Below are 21,348 nucleotides of genomic sequence, written 5' to 3' on the forward strand. Positions count from 1 at the left end.
CGTGATCCATGACGGTTGCGGCTGCTCACGTCCCCGGAGCAAGCGCCAGAATGCGGAACGGACCGGGCGACACGGCCTGAAGGCCGTCGTCTCCGGCGTACCGCCAACCCCAGGACCGCATTGTCTCGACGGTCCTGCCGTCCCGGACGTCCACCAGTGCGACGCCGAGCGCGGCGCCGTGGTCGGCGAGCAGTCGCCGCTGCAGGCGCCGGGCGAGGTTCCAGACATGGTCCCGGTGCTCCCGGCGCACGCGAGGCGCGACGACGATCCCGGAGACGACGAAGAGCCGCCCGGAGGCGGCGCGGTGGAGCAGACCTGCCCGGACGTGCCCGTCGAAGCCCGCCCACCATGGACCCGAGCCGCCCGTGGGGAAGCCATAGGCGTAACCGGTCAGGGCGGTGGTCTCCGCGATCAGCAGCGAGAACCCCGGCCGTCGTGCGTCGGCCGTGAGATGGCCCAGGAAGGGGCCACGTGCCTGGTTCCACGCCCACGGGTCGCCACCGGAGGTTTCCGCGTACAGGTCGCCCAGCTCCTGCAGACGGTCCGCGACCTGACCACGCGTCAGCCGATGGATCCGATCTGCAATCTGGGGCGAGGACGTGCGCTCCCTCTGCGGCGGGCCCTGCACGCGGGTACGCGGCCTGCCCCGTGCGGGCCGGAGGGCGGGAAGGGCCAGGGGCGTCGGGGGGAGCACCTGCGCGGTCATGGCCAACCCTGCCCCCGGGCGCGGACGAAGGCCGCCCGGGCGTCGTCGATCCCCGAGAACGGCACCGGTGCCTGAGGCGGTGCGCGGCGTGCCCTCGGTGTGTCCACCGTACTCCCGGCCGGGCCCGCCCCGGCGGTCGCCGGCACCGGGAACGGCGCCGACCGTCCGCGTGCGGTCGCTGTTCTCCGGCCCAGGTCGGCTCGCGCGGTCACCGGGCTCGACCGGGCGACCGGCAGGCGGCCGGTCGCCCGGCCGGTCATGGGACGCAGGGCCACCCGTACCCGGCATACCCTGCAGAGGGGGCTGCCGTGGAAACGCGACGCAGGCCCCCGCACCGTCGCCGGCTGCCTCGGGCAGTCACCCGAATCGCCGTTGGTGCACGTTTCGCAACCGTCGCCTGTCAGGAGGTCCGTATGGAGCAGCTGCCCCGCCGGTCGCGAAGGAGGAACCCGGCTCCATCTCGCTTTCGACACCGCGCACGCCACGGAGCCCGCACGCTCCGGCTCGCGACCGGCACATCGACACAGCACGCGCACCCTCACGCCGACGAGGTCTGAGCCGGATCCGCGAGGCCACGAGGATCCGCCGGCGTGTTCGTCCCCCGCCGCCGTAACCCCGGAGAACGACAGCCATGACAAGACTCCGCGAACGCAAGAACAACCGGGAGGCGGTCCTGCGATCCCTCTACGGGGCCGTCGAACGCAATCGTCCCGAGGTCAGCGGTTCGGTACTCCGCGCCGAGCTGGGCCTGTCCGACGAGGACCTCTCCGCCGCCTGCACCTATCTGGCCGACGAGGGACTGATCAGCGTGGACTGGACCTCGCACCGGACCCCTGCGGCCGTCTCGCTGACGCATGAGGGCATCTGCCTGATGGAGGAGCTGGAGGAAGAACAAGAGGAATAGCGGAGGGCAGAGAAGACGGAGCCCGACGGCTGACCCGGCCGCTTCTCCTCGGCTCAGGTGTAGCCTGACCGTACCGAGAGCTTTTCGCGCAGCGCTTCCGGCGGTGCCGTTCCCGGCGAGGGACGAAACGGGCAGTCGTCCTACGGCTCCCGGGACGGGACCGGACCATGGAACCCAGCAGTACGCCGGCCGAAGACGCGCCCGGTGCCGACGCGCACACGTACCGCATGCCCCTGCCCCGCCTGACCCTCACCCCGGACGTCAGCCACGGTCCGCTGGACGGTGCCTGGTGGCCCCGCTGCGACGCGCTGGAGCTCGAACTTCCCTCGCTCGTCGACTTGTTGGAGCCGGAGCGGGGGGCCGTTACGCGGGTCACCGTGGACCCCGCCGGGTGGCCCGGCGCCCCGCACACGGTCATGGCCCCAGGCCGGGTGATCGCCGTGGAACCGACCGGACCCGGAAGCGACGCACACATCATCACCCTGGACTGCGGCACCGTGGGACGCTGGGTGCTCCTGGTCGTCCCGCCCGAGGAGCCCGCCGGAACAGCCGTCCGGCTGCTGGCCGCCGCTGCCGACCCGGAGAACCCACTGACCGCCGCGAGCATGCTGGCGCTCGCCGATGCGGGTCGCCCGGTGGGCGCGGCCGGGGAGACGGAATGAGGCACGGGGCCCCCTGGGAGCCCGCGGCAGGGACACCCGGCCGGCCTCAACCACCATCCTCGCGTGAGCCGTTGCCCACTGTGAATGACACTTCTGCGCTCTTCGAGGAATGCCGCATCGTCCGCACGCACGGCGAACTGGACACGCAATCCGCGGCCCCACTGGTCCGCTCCCTGGCCGAGGCCCGAGCGGCCCGGCCCGGACGGCTCTTCGTGATCGTGGACCTGAGCGAGGTGACCTTCTCCGACTCCAGCATCCTGTCTGCGCTGTGCGAGGCGTGGTCCGACTGCCGCGCCCGGGGCGGCTGGGTACGCATCGTGTACGACAACCACACGACCGACCTGGTCTTCCGCCACACCGGCCTGCTCGACCGCTTCCCCGCCTACGCGAACGCACAGGACGCCTGGGAGGGACGAACGGCCGACGCCGCACTCCGCCTCCCCGCGAGCGCATCGCCCGCCGCCGAGGCGCGCTGTCCGGCCGAGGGCCACATGCCGCGCCGAACCACCCGACAGGACACCTCATGAGCGACCAGCTGCGGCGCCCGCCACCGGCCCCGCCCCTCCTTCGCCTGTACCTAGCGCCCGAGAGCACCGTGCCACGCCGGATCGACGGGGCATGGTGGCCGCGAACCTTCGACCTCCTGGCGGAACTCCCGTCACTGCTCTCCGGCCTGCCCCGCGCCTGGGGCCAGATCGTCAGTGTCCTGGTGAACGGCACCGGGTGGGCAGGGGCCCCGGGCCGCATGCTCGTCTGCAACCAGGTCGTACGGCTGCGCAGGATGACCACGGCGCGCACGCCGAGCACCATCGTCCTGATGGCCCCCGCCCACGGGCGCCGGGATCTGCTGGTCGTGCCACCGGAGGCCACCGAGCAGGCCGCGGAATCACTCATGTCCGCAATGGGACTGACGCAGGAGCAGGGTCACTTCGCGAGCTGAGTGCGTGCGTCCGGCCCGTCCGGCGGCACGGGCAGGCACACCCGGCGAGGATGCGCTCGGTTCGTGGGTGGACGCCGGCCGGCTGCGGGCGAGGCTTCTTCCGGCGCAGCCCCGCGCGCGACGCGGTGCAAGGTCTGGGACGGGTACGGCGGCTTACGGCTGTTGACCGGTGGCCCTCGGGATGTGCGCGGGGCGCTGCGGCGGCCGCGGCGCGGTCATGTCGAGCAGGAGAAGGGCGTCGTGGTCGGGGGTGCCGGGTTCGGCGATGTAGACGCCGATGCGCTGGCCGGGTGTGCCTTCGACGTGCAGGGACTGCGAGGTGAGGGTGACCGTGCCGACCTGGGGGTGGTGGAAGGTCTTGTGGGCGGGTCTGCGTCCGGTGACTTCGTAGCGTTCCCAGAGCCCGGCGAAATCGGGGCTCTTGAGGAGGAGTTCGCCGACGAGGTTGGTCAGGTCGGGTGCGTCGGGTGCGGTGCCGGCGATGGCACGCAGGCGGGCCACGCATGCGGTGATCTGCCGGTCCCAGTCGGGGAAGAGGCCGCGGGCCGCGGGGTGGAGGAACAGGTAGCGGGCGAGGTTGCGCTGTTTGGCGGGCCAGTCGTCCAGGCCCGTGTAAAGGGCGAGGCCGCCGGGGTTCCAGGCCAGCAGGTCCATGCTGCGGCTGATGACGTACGCCGGGTTGGGGCGGAGTGATTCGAGCAGCAGCTTCAGGTGGGGGCGCACGGTCCGGCTCGGGGGCGTAGCGGGCGGCTCGGGCGGCGAGCTCACGCAGGTGCTGGCGCTCCTGGTCGTCCATGTGCAGGGCGCGGGCGAGGGAGTCGAGGACGGCGGGGCTGGGGCGGGTCTCCTTGCCGCGCGCGAGGCGTACGTAGTAGTCGATGCTGATGCCGGCGAGGGTGGCCAGCTCCTCGCGGCGCAGGCCGGGAGTGCGGCGGATGCCGGCGCCGACGGTGAGGCCGACGTGTCCGGGGCTGGTCTGGGTGCGGCGGGCGCGCAGGTAGCGGCCCAGCTCGGCTCCCTCGCTGTTCGCGCTCTCGGATGCCATGTCTCCGGTCTCACCCGCTGGGTGCCTGCCGCACGGGGGTGAGGGGGGTCCTGTCATTACCCCGGAAGAGCCCGCCCTGCCACACCGACGCCTCGCGCAGGTCGTGCTGCGCTGGCTGATCCAGCGCGGCGTCGTCGCCATCCCCAAGTCGGTGCGTCCCGAGCGCATGGCCGAGAACGCCGACGTCTTCGACTTCCAGCTCACCGACCAGCAGATGGCCCGGATCGCCACCCTGGACTCCGGACGTTCCCTGTTCTTCGACCACCGCGACCCCGAGATCGTCACCTGGCTCGCCGAACGCCGTCTGGACGCCTGATCCGCTCCCGCCCACCCCTCCTGTGCCAGATCCCTCGCGCAGGGGTGCACATGCCGGTCAGGATCAATGCGGGCGAAGCGCCATGATCCAGGTGTAAGACACTAGCCTCGGGCCATGGTGACGCGTACCCGGCTGTATCACGATGGCACTCTCGTCGTGGAGGACTTTCCCGCCAGTGACGTTTCCGCGCATCTCGCCGATCCGGCGTCGGTACTGTGGCTGGACCTGTACCGGCCCGGGCCTGCCGAGTTGACCATGCTCGGCCAGGAGTTCGGCATCCACGAACTGGCTCTGGAGGACGCCGCACAGCGTGGGCAGCGGCCGAAGCTCGACCGCTATCGCACCCACGAGTTCCTCAGCGCCTATTCCGTGACCGTGAGCCCGGACAGTGCGGAACTGTCGTACAGCGAGATCGCCGTGTTCCTCACCGGTCAGGCCATGATCACCGTCCGCAAGGACGACGGTCTCGACATCGAGGAAGTCGTCGCCCGCTGGGACGAGAGCCCGGACCTGGCCGGCCATGGCGTCGGATTCCTGCTGCACGGTCTGCTCGACCATCTCGTGGACGGCCACTTCGCCGCGGTCCAGCAGTTGGACGACAGCATCGAGGACCTGGAGGGCCTGCTCTTCGCGGCCGGGCGCCGTGAGATCGAAGCTGTACAGCACCGGGTTTTCGCACTGCGCAAATCGCTGGTCCGGTTGCGCCGCGTCGTGCTCCCAATGCGTGAGGTGGTCAACGGACTCATGCGTCCCGGCCTGCACGTGGTCGCCGACCCTCTCGTCCCGTATTACCAGGACGTCTACGACCACGTGCTGCGTGCCACCGAATGGACGGAATCACTGCGGGACCTGGTGGCCTCGGTCACGGAGACGAACCTCTCGGTCCAGGCCAATCGCATGAACCTGATCATGAAGAAGGTGACGAGCTGGGCCGCGATCATCGCCGTACCCACCGCGATCACCGGCTACTACGGCCAGAATCTTCCCTATCCCGGATTCGGCCGGCAGTCCGGATTCATCACATCGGCGGCCGTCATCGTGGTCCTGTCCGCAGTGCTGTATCTGATGTTCAAGCGCAAGGACTGGCTCTGACCGGCCCGGTGCCGGGCGCGGGTGACCAGGCCGAAGGTAGGGAAATACCTGGTCACTCCGGCTTTTCGGACCGGTGAGCGGAGTAGTGTGAAGACACCGGGAGTTCTTCGCGTACCGGCTCCGCTGCGGGTGCCGTTTCCGGTGATCGACAACGCCGGGCCGCACCCACGAGCCCGGGGACAGGTCCGCGCCATGCCCGTGACCATTGACCGTACGACATCGAGCAGGCGTGCGCCGCCCCAGCCGGCCCGGCTGTCCCTCACGCCCGCACCGGGCGGGCTGGACGGCATGTGGTGGCCGCGCTCGCGTGCACTCACCCGTGAGCTGCCCACCCTGACGGCCGCGCTGGTCGAACAGTGGGGCCGCATCACAGGTGTCACCGTGCACCCGGCCTACTGGCCCGTCATCCCGCACTGGGTGTCCGTCGCCGGGCGTACCGTGCAGGTGGGCTGGTCCATCGAGACCCAGGATCCGCACAGACTGACTCTCTCCCTGCCCGACGGCCGCCGAGACGTGCTGGTGATTCCGCCGGAAACCCGTGCGGCGGCAGCCGCGCAGCTGATGGCGGGCGACGACATCGATGCCCCGGCACGGGAGGAAGCAGCAGACAGGATCGACGCCCGGATCAGGGAAGAAGCGTGGGAGACCGACGGCGGAGCCGGTCGGGCCGTCGTGCCTGCCCCGGCACATCGGATCGGCAGGCCCTTCCCCCACCGTTCGACGGAGGTGAGAGGACCATGACTGTCATCGCCGCGGCCGCGCTGCTCCTTCTGATCGCCGTCGGAGTCGTTCTGATCCGCCGGCTCAACGGCCAGCACGCCGAACGGATCGCCGACTTCCACTACAGCGATGTTCTGCCGGGGATCGGGCGTCGGCCCCGGAGGCACCGTCGGCCGGCGGTGGACGCGACCGTTCCGACGCGCCCCACCGCGACGGCGACCGCGGACGACATCGACTTCGGCCCGACCGTGGGCGGGAGAGGAAGGCGCGTGATGGCGATACTGCGAGACCGGAAGACGTATCGCGAGAGGATCATGCAGGCTCTGTACCAAGCCGCCGAGGGCGATCGGCTCCTGGGCGTCGATGGGGCGCAGCTCCGCTCCGACCTGGGTATCCCTGAGCAGGACATGGCCGCTGCCTGTATGTACCTGGCGGGCGAGGGCTGGGTCGTCGTGGACTGGGGGAGGGGCAACACGCCCGCGATGATCACGCTGACCCACCAGGGGATCCGGCAGATGGAGACAGAAGAGGAAGGGCGTGGCTGAGCAGCCGCGTCGGCTTCTCGGACCGAAGTGAACCCTCACAAGGATTGCTTGTGCCGGATCAATCCCTTTGGCGTAACGTGGAAATCGGGTCGGCGCACGCTCACGTGCAATGACCCGGAAGGGCGGCTCCGGCGGGTATACGCCGGAGCCGTTGTCTGCTTCCGTAACCGTGCCCTGCGGCGAAGCGCTCGTGCGAGCGTCGTGCGGAGTACCGTGAGGGAGCAGGGTGGTATCGCGGTCGCACGCTCTGCGGTCGCACTGCTCTCTGTGGACGGGCGGACACCATGGCCGACTCAGACACCCCCGACCTCCCCAGGCTCCTGCCGGACGCCGTCCACCGGTCGGTGCACCCCGGGACGGCCCTGCTGCGGCTGGAGACGACACACGCACGCGAGGGAATCCTGGACGGCGCATGGTGGCCGCGGTCCCGGGACATCGGTGCCGAGCTGCCCTCGCTGCTCTCCGCGTTGACCGAGCATCTCGGGCCTGTCACCCGGGTCGGTCTGGACGGCAGCGCCTGGGACGAACTGCCGACCCGGGTGATGGTCGACGACCGGGTCGTGCACGTCGACTCCTTCCCGGTCGGTGACGACACCGTCCTCATCACCCGGGGCGACCGGGACCACTTCTCCCTGATGCTGGTCCCTCCGGACACGTCGCCCGACGCGGCACGCGCCGCGATGGCCAGGGCCGTACGGGCCGACAACGTCACCGAGGCCAAACAGATCCTCATCGATACGGGCGGCGGCATGCCTCCTGCGCCGGCCTGACACGTCCGTCGCAGATCGACTCTTTATCGGCCTGCACGCTAGATACGGGCGAACTGCTCCGTCTGCTGGGCGAATTCCCGGGCCATGGCAGCGCTGACCGTGGGCTTGGTGTCGCGGATCGTGTCCAGGTAGTCGTCGATGGTGGGGGTGGTCCGGGTTCCGGTGTCGAAGGTGCGCTCGAACTGGGCCTGGGAGACGGTACGCGCCGCGTGGGCGATGTCGGCGGGGGTGAACCCCTCGCTGGCGGACGCGAGTACCGCGCTGTCGGCCCGCGCGCCCGCTCGGGCCAGGTAGCTCTCCCACAGCGCGGTCCTGGCGGTGTGGTCGGGAGGGCCGATCGGCAGCACGTAGTCGAAGCGGCCGTGCCGCAGGAACGCGGAGTCGAGCGTGGTCACGTTGTTCGTGGCGCAGACGAGCAGCCGTCCGTCCTGGCTTCGGAACCGGACGATCGCCTTGAGCAGTTCGTTGACGACGCCGACAGCGGTCGCGTCCGCCCCGCCGCGTTCGCCGGCGACCTCCTCGACCTCGTCGATGAAGACGAGGACGTGGTCGAGCCGGGCGATCTCGTCGAAGCGCCGGTTCAGCCCGGTCGCCAGGCCGTACTCGGCGGCCAGACGGGCGGGGAACAGTTCGAGGAAGGGCCATCCCAGGCGGCTTGCGATCGCGTGCGCGAACGTGCTCTTGCCGGTCCCGGGCGGGCCGAACAGCATCACCGCCCGTGGCAGTTCCACTCCGTGCTGGGCGGCCAGTTCGGGATGGGCCAGCGGCAGGACCAGGCGCCGCTCGATGAGCTGCTTCTCCCGTTGCATGCCCGCGACCTTCTGCCACAGCCCCCCTGGGGGCAGCTCCGCTCCGAGCGAGGACAGCGTGCCGGCCGACTGCGGGGTCACCGGTCCGCGTTTCTCGAAGAAGACCAGCCCGAGGCGGGCGCCGAAGTCACAGTTGCGCAGGGCGGTGGCACCGGTCTCGCCCTCGGGCAGGGCGGCCTGCACCGCGCGGACGCCGACGGCGAAGAGCCGTTGCTCAAGGGCGGTGATCAGAGCACTCCCCAGCCCTCGCTGCCGCCAGCCGGGCGCCATGCAGATGCGCAGGATCCATGCCCGTTCGCCCTCCACCCTGCTCACCGCGGCGCCGATCAGCACGTCGTCGGCCGTGGCCACCACGGCCGGGTGGCGGGTCTGGAGGGCTGTCACGGCGTCCGAGAGTGGGAAGAGCGGCGGCTCCTCGGTCGTGCCGCTCTGCATGTCGACACGGATCACCGCTTCGAGATCGTCCTGGGTGTAGTCCCTGACCCGCCAACCCGTCATGATCAGCTCCGCGTGTTCGGCCGTCCCCCCATCATCAGCCGGTGCCCGGAGGACGCGCGCGACAGGCGACGGTCACGAATCCTCCCTGGTGCCACGGATCGCTCGGGCCGTAGTCGGTTTCACGCCGCGGTGCCGGGCGCGCTGCCTGCCGGGTTGAGGGACGTGTGGGTGCGGCCGGGGCCGGCCGGTGGCGCTGCCGCGGCGGGTGCGGCGGCAGCGGTTTCCCGGGCGAGGAAGGAGCCGAGCTCGCCGATCGTGCTCATGAGGGGGGCCGGGAAGACGACGGTGGTGTTCTGGTCGACACCGATCTCCACCAGGCTCTGGAGATTGCGCAGTTGAAGCGCCAGAGGGTGGGCCATCATGGTGTCCGAGGCGTCGCCGAGCGCGGCTGCGGCCAGGGACTCGCCCTCCGCGTTGATGATCTTCGCTCGCTTCTCCCGCTCGGCCTCGGCCTGGCGGGCCATGGCGCGCTTCATGGTGTCGGGCAGCTGGATGTCCTTGAGCTCGACCAGCGTGACCTGCACACCCCAGTCGACGGTGGTGACGTCGAGGATCTGGCGGATGTCCAGGTTGATACGGTCCGTCTCCGACAGTGTCTCGTCGAGCGTGTGCCGGCCGACGACCTTCCGCAGGGTGGTCTGGGCGATCTGGTTGATCGCCGCGTTGACGTCCTCCACGGCGACGACCGACTTCACGGCGTCGACGACCCGGAAGTAGGCGACCGCCGACACGTCCACGCTCACGTTGTCCCGGGTGATGATGCCCTGGGACTGGATCGGCATGGTGACGACCCGCAGCGACACCCGGTGCAGGGTGTCGACGAACGGGATGATGAACCGCAGCCCCGGGGAGCGTGTTCCGACGAGTCGGCCGAAGCGGAACAGCACTCCCTTCTCGTACTGCTTGACGACCTTCACGGACAGGGCGAGGGCTAGGAAGGCCAGAAGGCCGATCACGACGATGAGAACGATCAGGGCTTGCATGTACTGCTCCTCGGGACGAGGACCTCGGGGGCGGGGATCCGCCGGTCGAGACCCCTGCATGTGCCTGCGCCGGTTCGCGGAGGCAGGGCCGAAACCCGGGAAGGCACCGGTCGGGGCGGCCGTCTCACATGCCGATGACCAGGCGACTGGCGCGATCCGTCCCTGCCGGAACGGCCGCTGAGGCGGGGCCGTCCTCCCCGTACTTCCCTGCCTCGTCGGGTTCGAGTGGCCGGTCGGCGGCGGAGACGGCGTGCCGGGTCTCGTCCGCGGCCATGAGAGCGCTTGCGGTCAGCGGTGGGCCGTCGTAGTCGGACGCGGCCGCCATCAGGCGTGCCGCCGACTTCGCCCCGGTCTCGGGTGGGATGACCAGCAGGTCCCAGCGGCCGGTGCCGTAGGAGAGCAGCAGCAGCTTGTGCGGGTCGATCTCCGGGGTGAACCATCCGGCCTTGACGACATGACCGCCCACGGGGATCTCGTGCGGGATGACCGGCCAGTACCTCGGGTTGACGGCGATGCGGGTGATGCGGCCCCACAGAGGGTCCAGCACGTCGGTCAGCGCGGGCAGCTCGCTCAGCAGGTCCCGGGAGCGGGGCCACCAGGCACCGTCCAGGAGGCCGCGCGACGGGCCGTCGTTCTTCAGCGCGAGACGCGCGGCCGGGGCTGCGACGGGCTCGTGGTGTGGCAAGGCTTGGTGCAAGGTCGCCGACATGATGCGGACCCGTCTCCGGGCCGCCCTGGCGGCGACCCGGGTTTCGTCTCTCGCCGAGAACGACCCGGCGTGGAAGCCGGTGTGCGAAATACCCTCGGTGCTGTCCACGGTACTCCGCACACGCCGGGGCGGTTGTGGAGGCGCCGCCGGTTCCGTGAAGCGGCTGTCGATACCGGCGGGAAGTGGGCTGAGGGCGCCGGGGCACGTCGTACGCCGACTGCCGGACCGGTCTCACGCCCGACGGCTCGCATGCCCTGGCCGGCACTCCTTGGCTGTATTGCGCGGGAGGTGTTCCCCGTGTTTCGTTCAACCCGTCGCTCCTCATCGGTCCGCAGGGCGCGGGCGGGGAGTATCCTGGTGATTACCGAGAGCATCTCGTACACCGGCTTCCACGCCGGGTCGTTCTCGGCGATTCATCACAACCGGGCCGGCCGTGACCGGCCCGGGGTTGGGTCCCCGCCATGACCGCGACCGTTCCGTTCACACCCGCGGCCGGAGGCCGGGCCGCTTCTTCGTCACCGCTCCGACTCACGCTGGCGCCGACCGGCGCCCCTGCGGCCCTGGTCGACGGTGCCTGGTGGCCCCGTTCGCGCAACCTGACGGAGCAGCTCCCGGTGCTCGTCGAATGTCTCGACCGGCTGTGGGGGCGGATCATCCGGGTAGCGGTGAGCCGTACGTTCTGGCCGGTCATTCCGGGAGAAGTGCCCGCGCACGGCCACATGGTGCGCGTCGGCTGGTCCCACGCCGGGCAGGACCCGCACAAGCTGTTGCTGCTGTCCTACACGTTCGGCTGCTGGAGCCTCCTGGTGATCCCACCGGAGACAGGGCCGGCAACCGCGGCCCGGCTCATGGCCACGGCCACCGACCCGTCACGGAGCCTCCCGGCGAGCGGCCTGATCCGTGAGGCCGAAAAATTCCGGGCCGCGGCAGAGGCAGCGGCCGGCTCGGACTCGCTCCGGGAGGCGGTCTGGGACTCCGAAGGCGGACACGACGCCCCCCACCACGCCTCACGCACTCCTGACGGACCGGTCACCGGTCACGGGCCCCCACCACGGCAGTAGGAGTGTGAGAGATCGGCGGTGGGGGAAAGGCTGCGTGCCGTCGGCCGTTCCCTGGGGGTGGGAGGCCGGCTCACTCCAGGAGGGCGCGGTCGTCGGTGGCGCTCCCGCGCCATTCGATCAGCAGGAGCGTCGCATCGTCCGTCGTGATCCCGCCCCGCGCCCGTTGCAGCGCGTGGGAGAGGGAGCGCGCCACCGTGCGGATCTGCTGGGCCGTGGGCTCAAGGCGGTTCACCCACCCGATGAGCTGCTCCTCACCGAATTCCTCACCGCCGACATCGTGCTCCTCTGTCAGTCCGTCGGTGAAGCACAGGATCCGGTCGCCGGGCATGAGAGCCACTTCACTGATCCGGGGCTCGTGACCGCCGAAACCGACGGGCAGCGTCGTCGGGCCCTCCAGCCGTCGTACGACACGGTGTCCACGGATCAATACAGGAGCGGGATGTCCGGCGTTGACCCACTGAAGCCTCCCCGTGGCCGTGTTGAGCCGCATCATCTGAGCGGTCGCGAAGTGGTCGGGGCCGAACTGCTCGGCGACGGCCCGGTCCATGAACGCATAGATCTCCGACAGGCCGACGCTGATGCGCCGGGCATGCCGGTACGCTCCGATGACCACCGTGGCCATCGTGGCGGCATCCAGTCCGTGGCCCATCGCGTCGACGATGGCCACATGCAGGACATCGCCGTTGAGGGCGTAGTCGAAGCTGTCGCCGGCCACGTCGTAGGCGGGTTCCAGCATCCCGGCCAGCTCGACCCGGGGCGTGGACATCGCCAGCGGTGGCAGCAGCGACCACTGGATCTCCGCCGCCACACTCATCGGTTCTCTGCGGCGCAGCCGGAAGAACAGATCGGTGTAACCGTGCTTGGTCACCAGCATGTCGGCCACGAGTGAGGCGAGCCTGCGCAGCAGCCGTCGCTCGTCGTCCTGGAGGCGGTCCAGGGTGACGGCCATGACGCCCACCTGGTCGCCACCGTCCAGCAGGGGCAGATAGACCCGCACACCGTCGGCCTGCGAAACCTCGACGGGACGAGCTTCCCGGAAGGCGCGTCCGGCATCGGATCCGTCGATCGGCTGTGGTTCCCCGGCCGCCAGCCCGTCACCCGTCAGGGGGACGAGCCACACCTGGCCGTAGTCCTGCAGGAAGAGCGAGGTCTCGCGGCCGTCGAGCATGCCGATCTGCCGCGCGACGAGCGGACCGAGTTCGTGCGGCGGCACCTCGTGCCCCTGGTCCAGCAGAACTCCCAGAAACTCCTCCCCGAAGCACTCCGACCGGGTGGAGCCTTCCGCGGGTCCTTGCCGCTCACCGCCCGTCATCGCCGGGGCCCCGGGGGACGTTCGGGCGGATCCTCACGAAGGTGCTGTGCATACGAACTCCCGACGGAGACTCCCCAACGAGTGCCGTGTGCTCGTGCGGCGAGGACCGGCACAACGGCCACCGGGCGCCCCGCGTCCGAGGCCCGGCGGCCGGCCGGCACCGGCGGCGGCCTCAGGCGATCGACCTCTCCGCCGTCGTCGTCCGCCTCCGCGAACATCTTGGTGGGGTTCGCGACGTCTGCCGGCCTGCCCGCAGCTTGGATCACTGCCCTGCAGGGCGACGATCCACTACCAGTAGTGGCGTCGGCCGGCGACGGCGTGTCCCATCGCGCCGAGGATCCACAGGACGGCTCCGACGACCAGCAGGACGATCCCGATGGTCCACAGGATGGACAGGCCGGTGAGGAAGCCGACGACGAGCAGAATGACGCCCAGGATGATCATGATCTCTCCTTCGGGGAGTGGTGCCGGCGCGCCCGCGAACTGCTGTGGGCCGCAAGGACGTCGACGGGAACGGCCGATCTCTCTCCTCCCTACTCCACGCGGTGTGGTCCGTGGCGGCTGACCTGGAGGCGGACCTCGGCGGGCATGTCGATGAGGCCGGTGGACCGACGCGCGGTGCCGAGCGGGCCTTCGCAGAGGGCGGCGAGAGTGGCGCCGGGCGTGCCCTCGGGGGTGAGAGTGAGCTTGATGCGGGTGCGATGGCGGCCCGGTCGGCCGGTGATGAGTACGGCCGCATGGTCTACCCCCGGCAGGGCACCGGCTTCGTTCGCGATCGCTTCGCTGAGTGCGCGGTCGCGCAGTTCGACGCCCTCCTGCGGGGGTGTGCCGCCGACGGGCAGTGAGCCGGGGCGACGTCGGCTCAGCTGGGCGAGCAGCCACCACAGGGCGAGCAGGGCGGTGAGGACGAGGGCGGCGATGACCGCGGGCCACCACCACCAGCCCTGGCTGCTCCAGCGGGCCCGGTCGGCGGAGCCGAGCAGGACGTCGGCCGGGGTGGTCAGGGGCCAGCCGGCGGGTGGGGCCAGATCGTACCGCCGGTAGAGGTCGAGCCCGGCGAAGAGGATGAGCAGTCCGCCGCCGAGGAGGACCAGTCCGGCGAGGGCCAGCAGAGTGCGGTTGAGGGCGGATCGCGGCGTCATGGCGGGCTCCGGTGCTGCGGGTCTTGTGTCAGCGGGTGCGTCGCCGCGCCCGTACGGCGATGCGGGGAGGACGGGCGAGGGCGAGCCGGTTGCGCTCCTCGTCGAGGACGGCGGTGAGGTCGTCCTTCACCTTTCGGGGGTCGCGGAAGCGGACGTCCGCGCGGGCTTTGATGCGGTGGCGGCCCACCAGGACGTGCGCCGCGCCGACTCCGGGGACCCGCATGGCGGCGTCGCGCAGCAGGACGGCGGCGCTGTTGCGGTCCACGAAGGCCCGCAATCGCGGGCAGCCGGCGGGTGAACGCAGGGGCAGCCAGCGTCGCTGACCGGGGGTGAGGGCCAGGACGATCAGCCAGACGCCGACGGCGGCGGCCACGGCGGCCCCCGTCAGCATCCACACGTCGTCCACCGGGCGGGTCGCCAGTTCGTCGGCCAGGTGCCGCCGCCAGGCCGCCGCCGGACGTCCCATCCGTACGGCGACGACGTCGACGAGCGCCGCGACCGCGGCCACGAGGATCACGGCGGCGACCGTCGCCGCCGTGATGCGGCGCGCGGACCACTTGCGATGTGTTCGGTGTCCTCCTTCGCGCTCACCGGCTGTGAGGTCCGAGACGGACACGTCGCGTTCGGGAGGGTCGGGCTCCTTCGTCAGCGGCACCGCGGCACGGTGCGTGGACGGCGCGGAGCCGCGGCCCGGGGGACGTGGACCGGATGTCATCACGATCGCCCTTCCTGCACGGCGTGCCCGGTGCCCCGGGCCGCCCGGCCGCTCACCGGACCCGTCCCCGGCTCGAGTCGGTGGCGGTCACCAGCCGCCGGACGGTGAGGAGGACCTCTCCCACCCGCAGCCCGGTCAGCTGGGCGACCCGTTCGGCGACGTCCCGCTGGATCCGCTCGCAGACACGGGGGATGTCGCTGGGGTAGGGCAGGTCCATGGTCAGATGCAGGCGCACCGATCCGGTACGGACGGCGGCGGAGGCGTGGGGTGCCGCAGGTCCGCCCCGATCGGGCGGTACGGCGGCGCGCCGCGACTGCGCCGCGCGCGCGGCCTGCGCGGCGATACGGGCGACCACCCTGTCCGGGATGACGGTGGCGCCCCGCTCGGCCGGGGGCGGCAGCCCGGCGGCCGGCGCCGGCGGGCCCGACCCCTCGCCGGGGGAACCGGGCCGGGTCTTCACCGCTGCCTCCGTGTCCGGAGGTCCAGGTCGCCCTGTACGACGAGGCCGACGATCAGCCCCGCCGCACCCAGGACCAGCACCAGCAGAAAGGCCCAGAAGCCGCCGAAGTAGCCGGCGAAGCCGAGGGCCATGCCGGCCGCGAGTCCCGTCGTTGCTGTGTTCATCTCGCACTCACCCGTCTCGCGAGCGTCCCTCTCGCCGTGATCATCCGCTCGGGCCCGAGGACACGGCGGTGCTCCCGGCAGCGGTCACCTCACGCGGCCCTCGTCCGGTCCGGTCTGTTCCTCCTCGTCGTCGGGCAGGTGGACGTCGTCGACGGCGATGTTCACCTCGACGACCTCCAGGCCCGTCATCCGCTCCACGGCGCTGATGACATTGACGCGTACGCCGCCCGCGACGTCGACGATGGAGACGCCGTACTCGACGACGACGTCCAGGTCCACCGCGGCCTGCCGTTCCCCGACCTCGACCTTGACGCCGCGGGTGACCGCTCCGCCTCCGCCTGCGCCGGGGACGCGTTCCCGCATGGCGCCGAAAGCGCGGGCCATGCCCGCGCCCAGGCTGTGGATGCCCGGTACCTCGCGGGCGGCCATGCCCGCGATCTTGGCCACCACGCCGTCCGCGATGGTGGTCCTGCCTCGTGTCTCGGCCGGAGCCCCGGCCCCGGTGCGGCCCTTGAGCGCGCTCACGCCTGTTTCGGGCCGGCTGCCCCCGCCGACGCTTGTGATGTTGTCCGTCATGGCGGTCGCCTCGATCGGTCGGCCGGACACCGGAATGATGCCCGTCGAAAGTTGGACATATCGAGCGGCGGAGTCCTCACGCGCCCTGGTGTGTGATGTGCATCACATCTCTTTTCGGGGGTACACGGTCGTTCCGAGCCTGCGTGGGAGCGCCATGATCGAACGCACTGCTTCCCCACGACCGGGGTGCGGCCTGCCCGACCGTCTGCTGGCGGTGCGGGCGGCCGAGGGAGACGAGGACGCCTTCGCCGTTCTCGTCCAGCGGCACAGCCGCTCCCTCCTGACCCTGGCCCGCTGCATGCTGGGCAACCCCCAGGACGCCGAAGAGGCCGTCCAGGACGCCTTCGTCAGTGCCTGGCGCCACCTGCCGGAATACCGCCACAGGGCGGAGTTCCGCACCTGGATGTACCGGATCACCGTCAACCGCTGTCAGACCATGTGCCACCGCCGGCCGCCGCCCGTTCCCCTGGACACCGTGGCCGAACCCGCGGCGAGCGACGCGTGGAGCCAGCCCGCCCGGACCGCCGAGCAGGACGCGGCCACGGCCGCCCTGTTCCGCGCACTCGCCGAGCTGGACGCCGGACAGCGGGTCTGCTGGATCATGCGGGAGGTGCAGGGCCTGCCCTACAAGGAGATAGCGCACGTGACGCGTACCGGCGAGCAGACGGTACGCGGCAGACTGTTCAGGGCACGCCGATCCCTGCAGGAGGCGATGGGCCCATGGCGCTAGACGACCCGCACACGCGGCCTCCCGAACCGCCCGGAGCCGACGGGCCCCGCAACGGCTGGACCGCCGCCGACGTGCCCCCGATCGCAGGCGATGAGGTACTGCCCTGCGGCCGCCTGCTCAGCCGGGTCTGGGAACAGGCGCGGGACGCACCCCCGGCCGCGGACCCGCACCCGGTGTCCTGTCCATACTGCCGAGAGGCGGTCGAGGGACTGGCCACGGTGAACGCGGCCGCCCGGACGCTGCGCGACGAGGACCCTCCGGGCCTGCACGCACTCGCCGACCGGGTCATGGACGTCGTCAGGGCAGAGGTCCGGTTCGGGCGGCTGCTGCCCCTGGCCGACCCCGACCGGGACCTGCGGATCGCCGAGAGCGCCGCGGCGAAGGTGCTGAGGCGGGCCGCGGACACGGTCCCCGGTGCCAGGGCCGCGACCTGCCGGCTCGTACCCGAGGGCAACGGCACCGACGTGCGGGTGACCATGACCCTGGCCGCCGCCCTCGACCGCCCGCTGACCGACCGGGTCCACCAGGTACGCCGATCGGTCCTGCACTCGGCCGGACAGGACCTGGGGCTCACGGTGACAGCCGTCGACATCACCGTGGCCGACGTACTGGAACCGGGACCGACCCTCGGTCCCCGCCTCCCGACGGGCGGTGGCGCAGGATGACCGCCGCCGACACCACCGCGCTCCCCGGCGTCGCGGCCGAGGCAGCCCTCGCGGTTCCTGGCGTGGCCGCCCTGCAACCCCGCCTCGCCCGGCGCCTCGCGGCAGCCGCCGCGCCCACCCGGGCGGACACCACGCCGCCCGAGGCCGGCGTACGCGCCGACCGGGCGCCGGACGGGTCGGGATGGCACATCGAGGTGCGCTGCGTCCTGACGGAGGGTCGGCGGGCGCTGGACATCGCCCGAATCGTCCACGACCGGGTGACAGCCGCCCTCGTCACCCACCTCGCCACCCACGGTGCTGCGGAGCCGGTCACCGTCGCGGTCACGGTGACCGGTATCGCCACCTGGCGCGACGCGGCATGAGCGGCGGCGCGGGCACAGGCCCCGCGCACCGTCGTTCTTCAGAGTCGGTTCGAGGCTCTCCGGTGCCGGTGCGGACGGTCGTGCGTTCGGAGTGCATCAACCGCACCCGGAAGAAGACGTCCTGATCGCGGCGTCCCAGAGCATCCCCTCCTCCCGGGGTTCTGGGCACGACCGATGGCGGCTCCGATTGAGCGCCTGTCGCACATCGCGGCAGGGCATTCGGGTGTGGGGGGACTCGGGAGGGGGGACTCGGAGGTGGGCCGCGTTCAGCAGCGTATCCATGGGGCTGGCTCGACTCAGGCTCCTCCGGTTCAGCCAACGAGCCGGGGGAGCCGCTGACGTGACCCAGTGACGGCGCCCCGCGATGCGATGGCGCCCACGGCTCCGCCGTTGGTGCGGCGGGTGGCGACGGGGAGTTCCACGCACGATCCGTGCCGTCGCGACCCGGGAGGTGCCCTCGTCCCGCGGGGACGACGACAGGTGCCTGCGTGGTGACGGACGGCTGGTCCCGATCTCCTGGTCGGCCACCCCCCTGGCGGACGACGTCTTGGGCGTCTGCCTGGGCATGGTCGTGCTGATCGTCGAGACCGCCGCGGACCGCCATGCCGGCAGGGAACGAGCGGAACGCGCCGAGCAGTCGGAACGGGTGGAACGGGTGGAACAGAAGGAACGAGCCGCTCGTACGAGCGCGCTGGAGAGTCTCGCCGAGCGGCTGACACTCGTCGCGGAGATCACCGACGTGCTCGGTCAGACCCTGGAGGTGGACGAGGCCCTCGCCCGGTTGAGCCGCGTCCTTGTCCCCCGCCTCGCCGACCGGGCCGCGGTGGACCTGCGGGTCGGCTCCCGCCAGGTTGGGGCGACAAGTAGCCCTGGCCGCCTGCAGGGCCCTGTCCGCAGTTTTGTGAGTCCCCTGGTCAGCGAGGGGAACGACGGGCACAGCGCCCACGGCGCGGTGAGGTTCTGTTCGGCAAAGAGGCGTTCCAGAGCAGCCCTGGCGCCCGCGTACGGCCACCTGGTCGTGTCGGTGCCCGCCAGGCGCAACAAGTCGAAGGCGACGAAGTGGGCGGGCCACTGCTCCGCGAGCCGGGCAGCGCCGGCACCGCGCCGCTGGAGGCGACCCCGGAGTCGCTCGAAGGCGAGCCTGCTGGATTTCCCGTACGACCAGCTCGCCGTCCAGGGCCGTCGCGTCGGGCAGCTGGACCGCACCCGTCGAGCCGCTTTTGTACAGAGCAGCCGTGGCGGCCCCGTCCGCGGGCGAATGCCGGAGCGTGACTGTTCACGGATTGACGCTCACTGCGGTGATTACCAAGCTGGTGGGGGGGTTATGGAAGGGACTGCGGTCGTGAGTGGTGGACAAAGTGGGCTCACCCGATTGCTGACAGCAGCGGAGGCAGCGGCGCCGGCGGACGCCGTCGACGTGATCGCGGAGGACCTGCTGCGGCGTTTCGAGGCCACGAAGGTCTCTTTCCTCATCGTGGACCTGACGGGGAAGGCGGTGGCTCGGCTGTCCACCGCCACCACTCGGGGTGGGCGGCAGGCCGAGCGGATTCCCCTGTTCGGCAGCGTCTATGAGGAGGTGATCCGTACCCAGCGCCTGTATCAGGACGCGACCGGCGAGGGGCAGCGGGTGATCGTGCCCGTCACCAACCGCGGGGATGCGATCGGGCTGCTGGAACTGCTCCTGCCGACCGGCCCTGGCGAGGACGTGCTCGACGCAGTCGGGGAAGCCGCCCACATCCTGGCCTACATCGTGATCGCCAACGGCCGCTTCACCGATCTCTACACCTGGGGCAAACGCTCCAAGCCGACCACCCTGGCAGCTGAAATCCAGTACCAGCTGCTGCCCCTGTCGCTGTCGTGCGAGGCCGCACAGTTCACCCTGTGCGGGAACCTGGAGCCCTCCGAGGACCTCAGCGGCGACACCTTCGACTACACCGTGGACCGCGACGCCTTGCACGTGTCGGTGACCGATCCCATGGGCCACGACATGGATTCCGCCCTGGCCGCCACGGTCCTGGTGGGCGCCCTGCGCGGTGCCCGCCGGGCGGGCACCGGCCTGGCCGAACAGGCCCACCGGGCAGACCAGGCACTGATCGAACACGGCCACGGTCATGCCACCGGGCAGCTCCTGCGCATCAATCTCCATACCGGGCGGGCCCGGCTCGTCAACGCCGGTCATCCCTGGCCACTGCGCATGCGCAACGGGGCTGTGGAGACGATCACCTGCGAGGTGGACCATCCCTTCGGGCTGTCTGAGCTGACTCCCCACCCGTACCGTGTGCAGGACCTCGACCTGCGGCCCGGTGACCGTCTGCTCATGTTCACCGACGGCATGCTCGAACGTCACGGAGAGAAGGTCGACCTGCCCGCCCTGCTGGCGCGCACCCGGAATCTGCACCCGAGGGAGACCGCACTGGCGCTGACGTCCGCGGTCCGGGACGCCGCCGACGGCCGGCTCGAAGACGATGCCACCGCCGTCTGCCTGGACTGGCACGGCCCCCAGGAGACCCAGCGGCACGTCAGCAGCGGCGCAGACACCCGGCAAGCCTCTGCCGCACGCGCGAAGGACCAGTCGTGTCCTAGGTGAACGGTGCCAACGCTCACGAGGTGTTCGGAGAACCGTCCCACTTCTCCTCGGCGGCTCACCCATGGGAGGGGGTCTGTACGGAGAGCGGGAGTTGCCTGGCGCCGAGGTTCAGGAAGCCGATGCCGAGGGCCACGCACGTGGGGAGCACCTCCGGCTCGGGGTCCCGGGTCTACAGCGAGTACTCGCTCTGCACCCGTCGTCACCGGATGCACCGTCCGGGGCGCGGCACATGGCCCGATGCCAAGCTGTGCGTGTGCAGCGCGACCCGACCCCACCACAATCCGGCACATCCCAGTGCGAAGAACCGGGCGAGATCGCGAAGGCCGCCAAGGTCGCAAGGCCCGAACGGCCGGAGGAGCCGAGAAGGGGATGGTCCGGTCCACGGCGAGTGGGCGGTCAACCAGCCTTTCGTTGGCGACCCGACGCGCCTGCTGCAGGCGGCGCCGCAGCCTCGAAGCCGAGTCAGCGTGGGAGGTGAGGACCTCTGGAGGCTGTCGGAAGCCGTCAGACGGCTCGGCATCCCTTCCAGGAGGCCCTCATTCGTCACGGTCGTGTCGTCACACGCCTCCGAGCCAGGCCAACGTCCCCGCCCGGCAGGGCCGGGCGGGGTGGCGTCGGTCAGCGGAAGAAGTCGAGCAGTGCCCTGGTGACGGCGTCGGGGGCTTCTTCGGTGACGAAGTGGCCGGAGCCAGGGATGACCAGTCCGGTGACGTCGGTGGCGAGTCCTTCTGCGCCACCACTCGGCGGCATGGCTCGCCCTGGCGGTGGCGACGGCAGCCTGGACCGTCGTGTCACTCGGTGGGTATGCCGTCGGCCGCGCGGCAGGAGCGGGAAGCGACGAAACCGGACCTGAAGAACCTGGTCGTAGTGCATCC

Annotated in this window: 25 protein-coding genes and 2 pseudogenes; 14 read left to right on the forward strand and 13 right to left on the reverse strand. The window is 71.1% G+C overall.

Annotated elements, in window-relative coordinates:
* Positions 1-25 precede the first annotated feature (25 nt).
* Positions 26-706, reverse strand: coding sequence for a hypothetical protein (locus ACZ3KP_RS13570; protein WP_467499129.1), 681 nt, complete (start codon positions 704-706; stop codon positions 26-28).
* Between the two features lie 631 nt (positions 707-1,337).
* Between ACZ3KP_RS13570 and ACZ3KP_RS13575 the strand changes: the two genes are divergently transcribed.
* The 4 genes from ACZ3KP_RS13575 to ACZ3KP_RS13590 all read left to right on the forward strand — a co-directional run bounded on the left by ACZ3KP_RS13575 (position 1,338) and on the right by ACZ3KP_RS13590 (position 3,212).
* Positions 1,338-1,610: a hypothetical protein gene (locus tag ACZ3KP_RS13575; protein WP_467499131.1), complete on the forward strand. Its 273-nt coding sequence runs from the start codon at positions 1,338-1,340 to the stop codon at positions 1,608-1,610.
* Positions 1,611-1,777: 167 nt separating this feature from the next.
* The gene (locus tag ACZ3KP_RS13580) at positions 1,778-2,272 is read left to right on the forward strand and encodes a DUF5994 family protein (protein WP_467499133.1); all 495 of its coding nucleotides are present in this window, start codon (positions 1,778-1,780) and stop codon (positions 2,270-2,272) included.
* An 80-nt stretch (positions 2,273-2,352) separates the two neighbouring features.
* Complete coding sequence (locus ACZ3KP_RS13585; protein WP_467499135.1) at positions 2,353-2,799, forward strand: STAS domain-containing protein; 447 nt, start codon at positions 2,353-2,355, stop codon at positions 2,797-2,799.
* Entirely contained in the window at positions 2,796-3,212 is a 417-nt protein-coding gene (locus ACZ3KP_RS13590; protein WP_467499137.1) for a DUF5994 family protein, read from the forward strand. Before ACZ3KP_RS13585 ends, ACZ3KP_RS13590 begins: the two co-directional genes overlap by 4 nt.
* 153 nt (positions 3,213-3,365) lie before the next feature.
* Here ACZ3KP_RS13590 and ACZ3KP_RS13595 read toward each other — a convergent pair.
* Positions 3,366-4,257: pseudogene (locus ACZ3KP_RS13595) on the reverse strand (helix-turn-helix transcriptional regulator).
* Between the two features lie 85 nt (positions 4,258-4,342).
* Between ACZ3KP_RS13595 and ACZ3KP_RS13600 the strand changes: the two are divergent.
* The 5 genes and pseudogenes from ACZ3KP_RS13600 to ACZ3KP_RS13620 form a co-directional block, all read left to right on the forward strand.
* A pseudogene (locus ACZ3KP_RS13600) lies at positions 4,343-4,573 on the forward strand (aldo/keto reductase); the annotation flags it as partial.
* A gap of 114 nt (positions 4,574-4,687) precedes the next feature.
* Positions 4,688-5,665: a magnesium transporter CorA family protein gene (locus tag ACZ3KP_RS13605; protein ID WP_467499139.1), complete on the forward strand. Its 978-nt coding sequence runs from the start codon at positions 4,688-4,690 to the stop codon at positions 5,663-5,665.
* 192 nt (positions 5,666-5,857) lie between these two features.
* Positions 5,858-6,406 (forward strand): DUF5994 family protein, encoded by a 549-nt coding sequence (locus ACZ3KP_RS13610; RefSeq protein WP_467499141.1) that lies wholly within the window; start codon positions 5,858-5,860, stop codon positions 6,404-6,406.
* Positions 6,403-6,930, forward strand: coding sequence for a hypothetical protein (locus tag ACZ3KP_RS13615; RefSeq protein WP_467499143.1), 528 nt, complete (start codon positions 6,403-6,405; stop codon positions 6,928-6,930). The genes ACZ3KP_RS13610 and ACZ3KP_RS13615 overlap by 4 nt, the downstream gene beginning before the upstream one ends.
* A gap of 284 nt (positions 6,931-7,214) precedes the next feature.
* Positions 7,215-7,700: a DUF5994 family protein gene (locus tag ACZ3KP_RS13620; RefSeq protein ID WP_467499145.1), complete on the forward strand. Its 486-nt coding sequence runs from the start codon at positions 7,215-7,217 to the stop codon at positions 7,698-7,700.
* 38 nt (positions 7,701-7,738) lie between these two features.
* Here the strand turns inward: ACZ3KP_RS13620 and ACZ3KP_RS13625 are convergent, their stop codons facing one another.
* The 3 genes from ACZ3KP_RS13625 to ACZ3KP_RS13635 form a co-directional block, all read right to left on the reverse strand.
* Entirely contained in the window at positions 7,739-9,007 is a 1,269-nt protein-coding gene (locus ACZ3KP_RS13625) for an ATP-binding protein (RefSeq protein ID WP_467499147.1), read from the reverse strand.
* Between the two features lie 119 nt (positions 9,008-9,126).
* Entirely contained in the window at positions 9,127-9,990 is an 864-nt protein-coding gene (locus tag ACZ3KP_RS13630) for a slipin family protein (RefSeq protein WP_467499149.1), read from the reverse strand.
* A gap of 124 nt (positions 9,991-10,114) precedes the next feature.
* A complete protein-coding gene (locus ACZ3KP_RS13635) occupies positions 10,115-10,807 on the reverse strand; it encodes a DUF5994 family protein (protein ID WP_467499151.1) in 693 nt (230 codons plus the stop codon).
* Between the two features lie 353 nt (positions 10,808-11,160).
* Between ACZ3KP_RS13635 and ACZ3KP_RS13640 the strand changes: the two genes are divergently transcribed.
* Positions 11,161-11,760, forward strand: coding sequence for a DUF5994 family protein (locus ACZ3KP_RS13640; protein WP_467499153.1), 600 nt, complete (start codon positions 11,161-11,163; stop codon positions 11,758-11,760).
* 70 nt (positions 11,761-11,830) lie between these two features.
* On the opposite strand, the gene ACZ3KP_RS13645 is transcribed toward ACZ3KP_RS13640, so the two are convergent.
* From ACZ3KP_RS13645 to ACZ3KP_RS13675, 7 genes are all read right to left on the reverse strand, one after another.
* A complete protein-coding gene (locus ACZ3KP_RS13645) occupies positions 11,831-13,072 on the reverse strand; it encodes a PP2C family protein-serine/threonine phosphatase (protein ID WP_467499155.1) in 1,242 nt (413 codons plus the stop codon).
* A gap of 288 nt (positions 13,073-13,360) precedes the next feature.
* On the reverse strand, positions 13,361-13,516 hold the full coding sequence (locus ACZ3KP_RS13650) for a DUF6131 family protein (protein WP_467499157.1): 156 nt from the start codon (positions 13,514-13,516) through the stop codon (positions 13,361-13,363).
* A gap of 89 nt (positions 13,517-13,605) precedes the next feature.
* Positions 13,606-14,214, reverse strand: a complete 609-nt coding sequence (locus ACZ3KP_RS13655; protein ID WP_467499159.1) for an alkaline shock response membrane anchor protein AmaP — start codon at positions 14,212-14,214, stop codon at positions 13,606-13,608.
* 28 nt (positions 14,215-14,242) lie between these two features.
* Positions 14,243-14,869: a DUF6286 domain-containing protein gene (locus ACZ3KP_RS13660; protein ID WP_467499161.1), complete on the reverse strand. Its 627-nt coding sequence runs from the start codon at positions 14,867-14,869 to the stop codon at positions 14,243-14,245.
* A 112-nt stretch (positions 14,870-14,981) separates the two neighbouring features.
* On the reverse strand, positions 14,982-15,389 hold the full coding sequence (locus ACZ3KP_RS13665) for an Asp23/Gls24 family envelope stress response protein (RefSeq protein WP_467499163.1): 408 nt from the start codon (positions 15,387-15,389) through the stop codon (positions 14,982-14,984).
* The gene (locus tag ACZ3KP_RS13670; RefSeq protein ID WP_030645371.1) at positions 15,386-15,553 is read right to left on the reverse strand and encodes a hypothetical protein; all 168 of its coding nucleotides are present in this window, start codon (positions 15,551-15,553) and stop codon (positions 15,386-15,388) included. Before ACZ3KP_RS13670 ends, ACZ3KP_RS13665 begins: the two co-directional genes overlap by 4 nt.
* A gap of 84 nt (positions 15,554-15,637) precedes the next feature.
* Entirely contained in the window at positions 15,638-16,129 is a 492-nt protein-coding gene (locus ACZ3KP_RS13675; protein ID WP_467499165.1) for an Asp23/Gls24 family envelope stress response protein, read from the reverse strand.
* Positions 16,130-16,283: 154 nt separating this feature from the next.
* Between ACZ3KP_RS13675 and ACZ3KP_RS13680 the strand changes: the two genes are divergently transcribed.
* The 4 genes from ACZ3KP_RS13680 (at position 16,284) to ACZ3KP_RS13695 (ending at position 20,473) form a co-directional block, all read left to right on the forward strand.
* The gene (locus tag ACZ3KP_RS13680; RefSeq protein WP_467499167.1) at positions 16,284-16,859 is read left to right on the forward strand and encodes an RNA polymerase sigma factor; all 576 of its coding nucleotides are present in this window, start codon (positions 16,284-16,286) and stop codon (positions 16,857-16,859) included.
* Complete coding sequence (locus tag ACZ3KP_RS13685) at positions 16,850-17,524, forward strand: hypothetical protein (protein WP_467499169.1); 675 nt, start codon at positions 16,850-16,852, stop codon at positions 17,522-17,524. Before ACZ3KP_RS13680 ends, ACZ3KP_RS13685 begins: the two co-directional genes overlap by 10 nt.
* On the forward strand, positions 17,521-17,886 hold the full coding sequence (locus tag ACZ3KP_RS13690; RefSeq protein ID WP_467499171.1) for a hypothetical protein: 366 nt from the start codon (positions 17,521-17,523) through the stop codon (positions 17,884-17,886). The genes ACZ3KP_RS13685 and ACZ3KP_RS13690 overlap by 4 nt, the downstream gene beginning before the upstream one ends.
* A gap of 1,324 nt (positions 17,887-19,210) precedes the next feature.
* Positions 19,211-20,473 carry a PP2C family protein-serine/threonine phosphatase gene (locus ACZ3KP_RS13695; protein WP_467499273.1) on the forward strand — a complete coding sequence of 421 codons (1,263 nt, stop codon included), beginning with the start codon at positions 19,211-19,213 and terminating at the stop codon, positions 20,471-20,473.
* Between the two features lie 618 nt (positions 20,474-21,091).
* Here ACZ3KP_RS13695 and ACZ3KP_RS13700 read toward each other — a convergent pair.
* Positions 21,092-21,223: an alpha/beta fold hydrolase gene (locus ACZ3KP_RS13700; RefSeq protein ID WP_467499173.1), complete on the reverse strand. Its 132-nt coding sequence runs from the start codon at positions 21,221-21,223 to the stop codon at positions 21,092-21,094.
* Positions 21,224-21,348 lie beyond the last annotated feature (125 nt).

It is taken from the genome of Streptomyces sp. NPDC020958 (assembly GCF_055562175.1).